Source organism: Kosakonia sp. CFBP8986 (assembly GCF_034044935.1).
Taxonomy (GTDB): domain Bacteria; phylum Pseudomonadota; class Gammaproteobacteria; order Enterobacterales; family Enterobacteriaceae; genus Kosakonia; species Kosakonia cowanii.
Genome location: NZ_JAXCXB010000005.1, coordinates 124029 through 135974, shown reverse-complemented (window position 1 = coordinate 135974; position 11946 = coordinate 124029). Strand labels below are relative to the sequence as shown.

The 11946-nt window shown below is 55.7% G+C and carries 9 protein-coding genes; 4 read left to right on the top strand and 5 right to left on the bottom strand.

All coding sequences use genetic code 11. The annotated features are described in order from the left end of the window. Positions 1–3 precede the first annotated feature (3 nt). Both SOM48_RS12925 and SOM48_RS12920 read right to left on the bottom strand, forming a co-directional pair. Positions 4–1383, bottom strand: a complete 1380-nt coding sequence (locus SOM48_RS12925; RefSeq protein WP_023478881.1) for an MFS transporter — start codon at positions 1381–1383, stop codon at positions 4–6. Beyond that, positions 1380–3419, bottom strand: a complete 2040-nt coding sequence (locus tag SOM48_RS12920) for a beta-galactosidase (protein ID WP_320512074.1) — start codon at positions 3417–3419, stop codon at positions 1380–1382. The genes SOM48_RS12925 and SOM48_RS12920 overlap by 4 nt, the downstream gene beginning before the upstream one ends. 215 nt (positions 3420–3634) lie before the next feature. On the opposite strand from SOM48_RS12920, the gene SOM48_RS12915 reads away from it, so the two are divergent. Together SOM48_RS12915 and SOM48_RS12910 are read left to right on the top strand one after the other, a co-directional pair. Then, positions 3635–4819, top strand: coding sequence for a benzoate/H(+) symporter BenE family transporter (locus SOM48_RS12915; protein ID WP_320512073.1), 1185 nt, complete (start codon positions 3635–3637; stop codon positions 4817–4819). Positions 4820–4942: 123 nt separating this feature from the next. Continuing rightward, positions 4943–6352 carry a PhoPQ-activated pathogenicity-related family protein gene (locus SOM48_RS12910; protein WP_320512072.1) on the top strand — a complete coding sequence of 470 codons (1410 nt, stop codon included), beginning with the start codon at positions 4943–4945 and terminating at the stop codon, positions 6350–6352. Here SOM48_RS12910 and SOM48_RS12905 read toward each other — a convergent pair. Continuing rightward, positions 6349–7224 (bottom strand): helix-turn-helix domain-containing protein, encoded by an 876-nt coding sequence (locus SOM48_RS12905; protein WP_139964722.1) that lies wholly within the window; start codon positions 7222–7224, stop codon positions 6349–6351. The two genes, SOM48_RS12910 and SOM48_RS12905, sit on opposite strands and share 4 nt — an antisense overlap. Before the next feature lie 173 nt (positions 7225–7397). Between SOM48_RS12905 and SOM48_RS12900 the strand changes: the two genes are divergently transcribed. Further along, a complete protein-coding gene (locus tag SOM48_RS12900; protein ID WP_076769873.1) occupies positions 7398–8300 on the top strand; it encodes a DMT family transporter in 903 nt (300 codons plus the stop codon). Between the two features lie 34 nt (positions 8301–8334). Here SOM48_RS12900 and SOM48_RS12895 read toward each other — a convergent pair whose 3' ends face one another. Then, the gene (locus SOM48_RS12895; RefSeq protein WP_320512071.1) at positions 8335–9930 is read right to left on the bottom strand and encodes an ABC transporter substrate-binding protein; all 1596 of its coding nucleotides are present in this window, start codon (positions 9928–9930) and stop codon (positions 8335–8337) included. 106 nt (positions 9931–10036) lie between these two features. On the opposite strand from SOM48_RS12895, the gene pepT reads away from it, so the two are divergent. Further along, positions 10037–11266, top strand: a complete 1230-nt coding sequence (gene pepT / locus SOM48_RS12890; protein WP_320512070.1) for a peptidase T — start codon at positions 10037–10039, stop codon at positions 11264–11266. A 34-nt stretch (positions 11267–11300) separates the two neighbouring features. Here the strand turns inward: pepT and tehB are convergent, their stop codons facing one another. Further along, a complete protein-coding gene (gene tehB, locus SOM48_RS12885; protein WP_320512069.1) occupies positions 11301–11897 on the bottom strand; it encodes a tellurite resistance methyltransferase TehB in 597 nt (198 codons plus the stop codon). Positions 11898–11946 lie beyond the last annotated feature (49 nt).

Below are 11946 nucleotides of genomic sequence, written 5' to 3'. Positions count from 1 at the left end.
CATTTATTTGGCGAATACACCACGCGAGAGATCGGCCGCCACGCGGTCATAAAAACCATCCAGTTTATAAAACCAGATCAGCACCATATTCAGCATGGCGAGGATAAACGGGAAGAAAATAAACAAGAACTCAATCATATCAAGCACATGCTTTGACTGCTGGGCGTTGCCACCGCTGACAAAACCGGCCGCGCCAAGGATCCAGCCCACGCTCGCGCTGCCCAGCCCCATGCCGAGCGTCTGGCCTAACGTTCCGGCGCTGAATAAGATCCCCTCGATGCGCAGCCCGGTTTTCCACTCGCCGTAATCAATGGTGTCAGCAAGAAAGGCGAACATCGTGGCACCGATGCCGCAAAAACCGATACTGCGCACCACGGTGGCAAGAATGACAAACAGCGAGCTGGTTTTATCAATTAACGGCAGTAAATAGGCAATGCTGCAAATGGTCAGCCCGAGCAGCGCTAAATTGCGTTTACCCAGCCGCTTGATGAGATAAGGAATAACTAATAGCGTGATCAACCCCGGCAGATATTGCGCCACGCTAATCCACGACATCATTGAGACATCCTGCAAAATATAGCGCGAGTAGTAGACGCTGGTGGTCGAGAGCGCCGTTAAGCTGGTAAAGGTGATCAGCAGATAAAAGAAGATCATCAGCCAGTAGCGGTTTTTCAGCATCGAGGCGGCGACGACCCCCGCACGGATATTGTTGCGATTCTCCTTATTGACCGGTTTGATGCGCTCCCGCGTCCAGGCGGCGGTTAATAACAGGCACAACGCAGTAAAGAAACCAAAAATAGCGAACACAATTACCCATGAGGTGTGGCTATTTCCGAAGGCGGCGACCAGCGGCAGCGTAAATGCGCCTACCGTCAGCGAACCGCAGGTTGATAAGCCTTTACGGAAGACGCTCAAAATACCGCGCTGATAGGTATCGCGCGTTATCAGCGCCAGCAGTGAGCCATAGGCAATATTGTTGGCGGTGAAAAAGATGTTTGCCAGTAAATAGGTGACGCAAACATAGATAATCTTGCCGCTATCGCTGATGCCGGGCACCGTCGCCATTAAAAATGCTGACAACCCAAATGGTACGGCGGTCCATAACACCCACGGGCGCGCTTTACCCAGCCGGGTATCGGTTTTATCGATGCGGATCCCGACAAAGACACAAATAACGCCATCGATAACGCGGGCGAAAAACATCAGCGACCCGACCAGCACCGCTGAAATACCGACAACGTCGGTATAAAAATAGGCCAGAAACGTCACCATCAGCGTATAGGTTAAATTCGTACCATAATCACCCAGGCCAAAGGCGAAACGTTCGCGAAAACCCGGCGTACTGGTCTCGCTTTGCTGCTCTTCAATCGTTAATGCACTCATTTTGTACTCTCCACGAGAATAATTTGCACATCCCAATCCTTGAGCGTTATTACCTCACTCTGCCTGAGGGTTTTACCGCTAAACAGCAGTCGCCCGCCGGGCTCAGTAAACGTGACGGTTTGCGGCTCACTACTGTAGTTGAAGTAGTAGAGGAGGATATTTTCATCTTTATCAACGCCGCGCTTAATAATCACCGGGAAGGTTTCTGTCGGCATCGTGTCGTGTTGATAGAGGGTATTGCGCAGGAGATGGCGATACACTTTTTCCAGTGCTGCGGGGGTGATATGGCAGCCAATATAGCTGGCGGTTCCCTGCGCGTAGCGGTTGTGCGTGATTGCCGCATACTGTTGCCAGTAAGGATGGTCGTAACGCGCCAGCACCTCGGTGTTTTCATCAGGGATGATTAATTCCATCCAGTCGCTGATTTGCACCTCGTCGGCAGAAAGGTCGAGGCATTCTGAATGCAATAAGGTGCGGTCCGGATCAACAAAGAGTTGATAGTGGGCGCCGATCGCTTCGCTGATAATTCCCGGCTGTGCGCAGGTGCGCACTTTCATATGCTCGTCGGCAAAGGCAGATTTAAAGGAGAAAATGGCATGGCCGCCCTGCGCAATATAACGATTAATCTCCTGTAAGCGCTCGTCGCTGACGCTGTAGAGCAGCGGGAAGATCAGCATTTCATAACGGAACAGGCGCGGATCGTCGACGGCGATAATATCCACTTCGATATTCATCTTATAGAGCGTGTCGTAATAGTCGCGGAACAGGTCATTATATTGGTGCAGCGCATCGCGACTAAACTGATGGCCGTGGTATGGGTGCCAGTCGATAGCGGTTAAACAGTCGTTACTGATCACCAGCGCCACCCGGCTGCGGCGTGAGAAACGCGTTACGGTTGCCGCGTGCTGGTTGAACTCGGAGCCAATCGTGCAGGCCTCATGGTAGACCGGATTGGGTTGCAGATCGTGGCTGAGCAACCCTTTCCAATACGTTTCGTACGAGTTGTGAATGGAGTGCCAGTGCCAGTAACCCAGCAGCCTTGCACCGCTGGCGACATGGCTCCAGGCCTGCTGGCGCAGCTGCCCCGGGAAAGGCGTCCACTCTTTAAAGGCCTGCGCCTGGGTTTCCAGCACAAAATAGGGCTGATCTTTTGTCACCCTCGCAAGATCGCCGGTAAAAGAAATTTCCGCGCCGGTGAGCTGAAACTGGCTCGGGTGGTAGATATCGACGCCGGTAATATCCAGCACGCTGGCGGTTTTAAAATGGTCGACCTCGGCGCGAATACCATACGACCAGTTGCGCCAGTCAAAATCAAAGTTATGAGTAATAAACTGCGTATCGTTTTTATAGCCTTTCACAATCTCTGCCTGCCAGCCGAGAAAACGCGTCACTAGCGAACGCTGAAATTGCTTAAAGGCGCAGCCGAGGCTGGCATTAATTGTCCCTTCAATCGGCGGAAAATCTTCCCAGGCATCAATGCGGTTACTCCAGTAATCCAGCCCAAAAGCGTGATTCATCTCCTGCGTACTGTTGTTGAACTCTTTTTTGAGGTATTTCACAAACTCGATTTGCGCCCCGGCTGAGCAGGTGTCGTAATATTTCGTTTCGTTGTCGATTTGAAAACCAATGACTGCCGGATGGTTCGCCGTTGCCGCCAATAAGGCGCGAATAATGCGCTCGGCGTACCATAAAAAAGCGGGATGGGTAATATCCATCTTTTGCCGGTGACCGTAGACATTTTTCCCGCTACTGGTGGTGGCCATCACATCCGGATATTTTTTTGCCAGCCACGCCGGTAAGGCATAGGTTGGCGTGCCGATAATCACGGCAATACCGTTTTTATGCATTTCATCCAGTACCGTAAGTACCGAACTGAAATCAAATTCCCCTTCCTGCGGCTCAAACGTGCTCCAGGTGCTCTCGGCGATGCGCACATAATTAATACCCGCCTCTTTCATCAATTTAATATCTTCGTGCAGGCGTTCCATCGGCAAATATTCGCGGTAATAGGCGGCACCAAACAGTAATTTATCCATCAGCTTCTCCTCATTTTACCGGAAACATAACGCAGAAAATTCCGGGCCGGATGAAATTAGCTGCTAGCAACATTGAGAAATCTGCTATCGCCATCAGGAGCGGAGATGGCTCACATTTTTACCTCTGGCGCATAGACAAAATCCTGTTCGCCATCTTGTGCGCTATAGCGCACGGTGCTACCTTGTGCGGATGTTATAACGCACAAGGCACCCACATGCGCCCGACCACACTCTCACTCTCCTCCTCTCTTCCCTTTAACACGGTACTGGCGGGATTTGTCGCCGTGCTGGTCGGTTATGCCAGCTCGGCAGCGATCATCTGGCAGGCGGCCTCCGCTGCCGGGGCAACGCCTGAGCAGATCGCTGGCTGGATGACCGCACTCGGTGTGGCAATGGGCGTCAGCACGCTGACGCTGAGCGTCTGGTATCGCATGCCGGTATTAACCGCATGGTCGACGCCGGGCGCAGCGCTGCTGGCAACCAGTTTGCAGGGCGTTTCACTTAATGAGGCAGTTGGCATCTTTATTTTCGCCAATGGGCTGATTGTGCTGTGTGGCGTGACTGGCCTGTTCGCCCGCCTGATGAAAATCATTCCGCCGACGCTTGCCGCCGCCATGCTGGCGGGCATCCTGCTACGTTTTGGTTTGCAGGCATTTTCCCACCTTCAGGGAGATATTGTGCTTGGCGGATCGATGCTGCTGGCGTGGCTTATCGCCAAAGCCATTGCGCCGCGCTACGCGATTGTCGCCACGCTGCTGATTGGCGCACTGGTTGCCTGGCTAAGCGGGGACGTGATGCCGCAGGCCATCAGCCTTGCTCCCGTTGCGCCACAGTTTACCGCGCCGGTGTTTCACTGGGCGTCGCTGGTCAGTATTGGCCTACCCCTCTTTCTGGTCACCATGGCCTCGCAAAATGCACCCGGTTTCGCCACGATGCAGGCCGCAGGCTTCAGGCCCTCGGTGTCGCCGTTGATGATCTTTATCGGCGTGCTGGCTCTGCTGCTCTCGCCGTTTGGCGTCTTTTCGGTGTCGATTGCCGCCATTACCGCGGCGATCTGCCAAAGCCCGGATGCGCATCCCGATGCCAGCAAGCGCTGGTTAGCCGCCGCGGCTGCCGGGGTGTTCTATCTGCTGGCCGGAGTATTTGGCGGCTCGATCACCGGGCTGCTGGCGGCGTTGCCCGCAAGCTGGTTGCAGATGCTGGCGGGTCTTGCGCTGCTCGGCACCATCAGCGGCAGTTTGCACCAGGCGCTGAACGCTCCGCGCGAACGCGATGCGGCAATTGTCACCTTTTTAGTCACTGCCAGCGGCGTCACGCTGCTCGGGCTGGGATCGGCTTTCTGGGGGCTGGTTATCGGCGGTTTCTGCTACTTCATCTTCAGTCATGTGCATAAAATCTGAGCAATGAAACAGGTGACTTTCCCGTCACTCCTGATCATAATTCGTACAGAGGCATTCCGTTTAGTTATGGGATGACCTCACCCTACAGCGGATCTGTAATGAATTAATGAAAGGAGTCTTCCGGTGAAAAGTGCCACCTACCTGTTTTTTATGATCGCGCTTACGGCGCCACTTCCCTCGTCGCTCGCCGACACCCTTGCTGAGTATCGTCAGTCACTTGCGTCGCACCCGGTCAATTATGTGCGGCTGGACACCCGCGAACTGCCCGGCACCAGGGTGCAGCGTTATGTGCTCCATTCGCAAAACTGGTCACCGCGAGATGCGGTGCGCCCGATACGCTGGGAGCACCAGGTGGATATCTATCTTCCTGATGCCGCCAAACCGACCGTTGCGCTGATGGTGGTGAATAACGATGCTGGCAGAGCGACCAGTTTCAATGAAGCATCGCTGGCGCGCATTGCGCTGGCGACCCACACCGTAGTGGTCTCGATCAGCAATGTGCCGAACCAGCCGCTGCACTATCAGGGCAACTCAACGCCGCTGACGGAAGATGACAGCGTTGCCTACAGCTGGAAACGGTTTCTGGAGAGTGGCGATGCGCCATTGCAGCTCCCGATGGCTGCGTCGGTATCGCAGGCGTTCCGGCTGGTGAAACGGGAGCTTTCGCAACAGAAAATCGCAAAGTTTATCGTCACCGGCGCGTCAAAGCGCGGCTGGGCTGCGTGGCTGGCGGCGATAGCCGACCCGGACGTCGTCGCCGTGGTGCCGTTTGCGGTGGATCTGCTCAACACCCGCGCCGCGCTGGATCATATGTATCGCTCTTATGGCAACAACTGGCCTGTCGCCTTTTACCCCTACTATCGCCAGCAGATCGACCAGCAGATCGCCACCGATAATTTTGCCCGGCTGATGCGCGTGCTGGATCCGATGGCCTATTTGCGCAGCAAAGCGGGCGAGCGGCTGAAAATAAAGAAGTATGTGATTAATGCCAGCGGAGATGATTTTTACACGCCGGACAACAGCCGCTTCTACTACCCGCGCTTACCCGGCGAGAAGTCGCTTAGAGTGGTGGCGAACGCATCCCATGAGGCGGTTCTTTCGGTCGCCGAGCCATCGCTGATTGCCTTCGTTAACCGTTTCCAGGCGCGTAAAGCCCTGCCCGCCATCGCCGAGCGCCGTCAGGGTGCAAATAACCTGGTGCTCCATTTCTCCGGGCAGCCGGAAAAAGTGGTGGTCTGGCGCGCGAGTAACCCGCTGGCACGGGATTTCCGTTATGCCTGCGGCGTGAGATATGAAGCCTCGCCGCCGCCCGCGATGTCAGGCAATACCCTCAGCGTGGCGCTGACGCCACCGGAAAATGGCTGGCAGGCGACATTTGTGGAGGCGACCTTCAGCGATGGATTTGTGGCGACAAGCCAGGTCTATATCACGCCGGATGAGATCTACCCGGATGCGGCACCCTCGGCGCAAGGTGGGGCCTGCCGCACGCTGCCGGGGCGCGGGTTAACGCCTGCGGCGCAGGCGGCGAATTAAGGTTTTTGCGTCGCGCGAAGCTGCGAGGGGGTAATGCCCTTCGCCGCTTTAAAGCGGTTGCTGAAGTGGCTGGCGGAGTTGAAACCGCAGGCAAGCGCGATATCGGTAAGCGACCGGTTGCTGCTCAGCAGCAGCGCTTTCGCGCGGGCCATGCGGCGCTGCATCACAAACTGGTGCGGTGCCACGCCCATTGACTGGCGAAACATCCGCGCGAAGTGGTACTCGCTGAGCGAAACCTGCGCGGCGAGATCGCAGAGCAGCAGCGGCTCGCCAAGATGCGCCTCGATATACTCCAGCACATTGCGCAGCGCGACGGGTGCCAGCCCGCCGGTAATCGTTGGCAGTTGCCACTGCACATTGCTGTAGTGCTGAACGAGGTGCGTCAGCAACAGCGTCGAGGCGGTGCTGAGCGTCAGCTGGTTGGCGTTTTGCTGCCAGTCGCAGCCGAGCAGAAACTGGCGGTAGAGCGCGGTGATGCTCGCATCTTGGGAGAAGGTCTTTTCATCGAGGGTGAAGTTTGCCGGGCTGCGATCCCACACTTTCTCCCCCACCTCACGCAGATGCTCATCGGTGCAGTAGAGGTGCACAAAGGCGAGATTGTCGCGAATATCCCACACCGATTCGCTCTCTTTTGGCATCAAACAGAAGCGATCCGGCCCGCCGCCGTTTTTCCAGCCGGAGGCGGTTTTGTGGTAGCTCTCATAACCGTCGGCAATGTAAAGACTGAGGGTATGGTGGTTGCAATACTGGGTGATGGTATCGCGTTTGTTGGACCACGCCGCCAGCTGAATCCCGTCGTGCAGCGCCACCGAGTTATGCAACACGGCGTTGTGTTTGCGCAGGTTTTCAAAGGCGTCATAGCTATCAGACATTCGCGGTACTTATCCTTTCTCAATCAGATCCCCAGTCTATGAAGAGCGAATCGCAGAAGCCAGCGTTGTGTAAAGAAAAGCGCAAGAATATGCAAGTTGTCCGCAAGCAGGTGCAAGCCAGCCTTGCCGCGCCAGATGACAATGGGCGTTCATGAAAGGGAACGGGAAGCGATATGAACGCATTACTTTATAGTCTGGTGGTGGTGATTTGGGGCACAACGTGGATTGCCATTTTTCTGCAGCAGGGGCCGGTGGCGGCGCCGGTGTCGATCTTCTGGCGCTTCGCGCTGGCGACCACGGTGATGATGCTGGTGCTGCTGGCACGGCGCAAACTGCGCGCGCTGTCGCGGCGCGACCACCTCTTCTGCCTGTTACAGGGCGCGTGCGTCTTTGGCTTCAACTTCTGGTGCTTTTATACCGCTGCGGCGTGGATTAACACCGGGCTGGAGTCGGTGATCTTTTCGATGGCGGTGCTGTTTAACGCCGTTAACAGCTTCCTCTTCTTCGGGCAGAAACCGCCCGCGCGCTTTTTTGCCGCCGCGCTAATGGGGCTGGCCGGGATCGTCACCCTCTTCTGGCAGGATCTGGTGGCCAGCGGCTGGAGCAGCAGTGTATTACTGGGCATTGCGCTGTCGGCGCTCGGCACGCTCGGCTTCTCGTTTGGCAATATGATCAGCCTGCGCCATCAGCGTAACGGGCTTGAGATCGCCACCACCAATAGCTGGGCGATGCTCTACGGCACGCTGATTATGGGGGCGGTTGCGCTGCTGCGCGGAGAGGATTTCACGCCGCTGTGGAGCGTCAGCTATCTTGGCGCGCTGGTCTATCTTGCCCTGTTTGGCTCGGTGATTGGCTTCGGTGCCTACTTTACGCTGGTTGGCCGCATCGGCCCCGGCAAAGCGGCATACAGCACCCTGCTCTTTCCCCTGGTGGCGCTGACCGTTTCAACCTTTTATGAAGGCTACCAGTGGCATGCGCAGGGCGTGCTGGGGCTGGGGTTGATCCTGACGGGCAACCTGGTGATGTTTACCCGCCCGGAGACGTGGTTCGTGCGGCGCAAACCGTCACTCTGTTAAGCGAATGCCGCCTGCGGAACAGGCGGCAAAACGTTTACTTTTTCAGATCCACCTGCCAGAAGAGGTGTTTACCAAACGGGTCGACCTCATAGCCCTGCACCTCTTTGCGCACCGGCTCGAAAATCGTCGAGTGAGCAATCATCACCGCCGGCATCTGGTCGTGCATCATCTGCTGCGCCTGTTTGTAGAGCGCGACGCGTTTGTCGTGATCGGTGGTCGCCTTCGCCTCGGCAATCAGCTGATCGAACGGTTTGTAGCACCACTTCGCCGAGTTAGAGCCACCGTTAGCCGCGGTACAGGTGAAGAGCGGGCCGAAGAAATTATCCGGGTCGCCGGTGGCAGTGGTCCAGCCCATTAATGCCGCCTGGTGTTCGCCGCTCTTCACCCGTTTCAGGTATTCGCCCCACTCATAGGTCACCACTTTCGCCTGCACGCCCACTTTTGCCCAGTCCGCCTGGATCATCTCTGCCATGCGCTTGGCGTTCGGGTTGTAGGGGCGCTGAACCGGCATCGCCCAGAGATCGATGGTGGTGCCCGGCGGCAGATCGGCCTCTTTCAGCAGTGCCTTCGCTTTTTCCGGATCGTAGTCGTAATCTTTCAGCTCGCTGTCCGCGCTCCAGACACCCGGCGGCAGCAGGTTTTTCGCCGCCGTGCCGGTGCCCTGAAAGACCGCTTTGATGATCGCCGGTTTGTTAATCGCCATCGCCAGCGCCTGGCGCACTTTTACATTATCCAGCGGTGCTTTCTGCGTGTTGAAGGCGAGGAAGCCGGTGTTTAGCCCCGCTTTGCTCATCAACGTAATTTCTTTGTTCTCTTTCAGGCGCGGCAGATCGGCCGGGTTCGGGAACGGCATCACCTGGCACTCATTTTTCTCCAGCTTCGCTACGCGCACCGAGGCATCCGGTGTGATGCTGAACACCAGGCGGTCGATTTTCGAACGCCCCTGCCAGTAATCATCGAAGGCGGTGAAGAGAATGCGGGAGTCTTTCTGGTACTGCGCCAGGCGGAACGGCCCGGTGCCGACCGGATCGCTGTCGACGCGCTGCGGCGTTCCGGCTTTTAACATCGCATCGGCATACTCGGCGGAGAGAATCGAGGCGAAATACCACGCCAGATCGGCGACAAATGGCGCTTCAGGGTGCGCCAGCGTAAAGCGCACTGTGTGCTCGTCCACTTTATCGATGGCAGTAATCAGTGAGCCAAATTCGAGGCTTTCAAAGTTAGAGTAGGTGCCATTAGAGACGTTGTGGTAGGGGTTTTTCGGATCTTTTTGCCGCATAAACGAGAAAATCACATCATCAGCATTAAAGTTCCGCGTCGGCTTGAAGTATTTATTGCTCTGAAACTTCACATCTTTTCGCAGATGAAAGGTGTAGACCTTGCCATCTTCGCTAACGTCCCAGCGCTCGGCGAGGCTCGGCTGTAACTCGGTAGTGCCGGCTTTGAAATCGACCAGCCGGTTATAGACCGGAACCGCGCTGGCATCCACGCTGGTGCCAGAGGTGTAAAGCTGCGGGTTAAAGTTTTCTGGTGAGCCTTCAGAGCAATAAACCAGTGTTTTCGCCGCCACAGAAGAAGTGACTATCAACGTGGTCAACGCCAGAGCAAGTGTTGTCGGTTTGCTAATCATAGTGTTTCCTGTTGTTTTATTTTTAATGCTTGTTGTTTGCCTGCTCATAAATAACATTAAAGTGAAATTGCAAACACCTGATAATACGAATAAAGAAGGAATCACTATGCCCTCGCCGCTAGCCAGTCAATTAACGCAGCGCTTCTTTCGCTACCTGAGTATCACCAGTCAAAGCGACGCAAATGCCACCACCCTTCCCACCACGCCCGGCCAGTTTGATATGGCCCGCGAGCTGGCCAACGAGTTGAAATCCCTCGGTCTTGAGGAGATTGTTATCGACGATCGCGCCACCGTTACGGCGGTGAAAAAAGGCAACGTTGACGGCGCGCCGCGCATCGGTTTTATCACCCATATCGATACCGTTGATGTTGGTTTGTCGCCGCATATTCATCCGCAAATCCTGCGTTTCGAGGGAGAAGATCTCTGCCTGAATGCCAAAGAAGATATCTGGCTGCGCGTGCAGGAGCACCCGGAGATCCTCGCCTATCCCGGCGAAGAGATTATTTTTAGTGACGGCACCAGCGTGCTCGGCGCGGATAACAAAGCCGCAGTAACGGTGGTGATGACGCTGCTGGAGAACCTGACGACCGAACAGCGCCACGGCGATATTGTGGTGGCCTTTGTTCCCGATGAAGAGGTTGGATTGCGCGGCGCGAAAGCGCTGGATCTGGCGCGTTTTGACGTCGATTTCGCGTGGACTATCGACTGCTGCGAGCTGGGTGAGATTGTTTACGAGAACTTCAATGGCGCCAGCGCGCAGATCGACTTTACCGGTGTCACCGCGCACCCAATGTCGGCCAAAGGCGTGCTGGTTAACCCACTGCTGATGGCGATGGATTACATCAGCCATTTTGACCGCCAGCAGACACCGGAAAATACAGAGGGCCGTGAAGGCTATATCTGGTTTAACGGCATGGAAGCGGTTCAGGGACATGCCAGCCTGAGCGCCAGCATTCGTGATTTCGATAAAGAGAGTTTCGCCCGCCGCAAAGCGCAGATTGGCGATGTCGCTGAGATGATTGCCGCGCAATACCCGACGGCAAAAGTGGAGTACAGCGTTAGCGATATCTACAGCAATATCAGTAATGCGATTGGTGAAGACCGCCGCGCCATCGATCTGATGTTCGAGGCGATGGAGACGCTCGGCATTACGCCGAAACCGACGCCGATGCGCGGCGGTACGGACGGTGCGGCACTCTCGGCTAAGGGTTTGTTAACGCCAAACTTCTTTACCGGCGCGCACAACTTCCACTCGCGCTTTGAGTTTTTACCCCTGCGCGCGTTTGAAGCCTCCTACAACGTGGCGTTGCAGCTCTGCCTGCTGGCGGCCCGTTAAGATAATGCAGCCCGGCAACGGGCTGCTTTTTTTATCACGCCGGTTTATGCGCCAGCAGCGTGGCGAAGCGCAGTTTGATGCGGTTGCCCTGCTCATCGGTGCGGTGCAGTTCCCCCACCTCTTCGTTATATTTCAGCAACTCCCAGCCCGCGTAGTAGTTACGCAGCTCACCCTCTTTGAAGGCAAACGGAAAGCCGACGTTGCACGGGTAATCGGCGGTATCCATTGCCGCGACAATCAGATTGTGGCCGCCCGGTTTGGTGCAGCGCTGCATATTGGCTATCAGCCCCGGAATGGTTTTCGCCTCGAGGAACATCATCACCACGGTGGAGAGAATAAAATCATATTCGCACTCAAAGCTCAGGCTGTTTAAATCAACGCTGTCGATATGCAGGTTATTCAGCCCTTCCGCGTCACGAATGCGCTGCAGATTGCTCAGGCTGTTGGGGTTTTTATCCCAGGCCGTGACATCAAAGCCTTTATTCGCCAGGTAGAGGCTGTTGCGTCCGTTACCACAGCCGAGATCGAGCACCTTGCCAGGCGTGATGTAGTTCATCGCGTTCAGCACTTCCGAGTGTGTCGGGGTCATCCCATATTTTTCAGTAAAGTAGTTCTCATCACGCATAGTCATTATTCACAGCCTTTAATGGGTATTTTGCATGCATTTTATGAATTTCACC

What these genes read in the sequence shown, in the direction of transcription:
- SOM48_RS12925 (WP_023478881.1), bottom strand. Translation starts at nt 1,383, where the DNA reads ATGAGTGCATTAACGATTGAAGAGCAGCAAAGCGAGACCAGTACGCCG.
- SOM48_RS12915 (WP_320512073.1), top strand. Translation starts at nt 3,635, where the DNA reads ATGCGCCCGACCACACTCTCACTCTCCTCCTCTCTTCCCTTTAACACG.
- SOM48_RS12920 (WP_320512074.1), bottom strand. Translation starts at nt 3,419, where the DNA reads ATGGATAAATTACTGTTTGGTGCCGCCTATTACCGCGAATATTTGCCG.
- tehB (WP_320512069.1), bottom strand. Translation starts at nt 11,897, where the DNA reads ATGACTATGCGTGATGAGAACTACTTTACTGAAAAATATGGGATGACC.
- SOM48_RS12900 (WP_076769873.1), top strand. Translation starts at nt 7,398, where the DNA reads ATGAACGCATTACTTTATAGTCTGGTGGTGGTGATTTGGGGCACAACG.
- SOM48_RS12895 (WP_320512071.1), bottom strand. Translation starts at nt 9,930, where the DNA reads ATGATTAGCAAACCGACAACACTTGCTCTGGCGTTGACCACGTTGATA.
- SOM48_RS12905 (WP_139964722.1), bottom strand. Translation starts at nt 7,224, where the DNA reads ATGTCTGATAGCTATGACGCCTTTGAAAACCTGCGCAAACACAACGCC.
- pepT (WP_320512070.1), top strand. Translation starts at nt 10,037, where the DNA reads ATGCCCTCGCCGCTAGCCAGTCAATTAACGCAGCGCTTCTTTCGCTAC.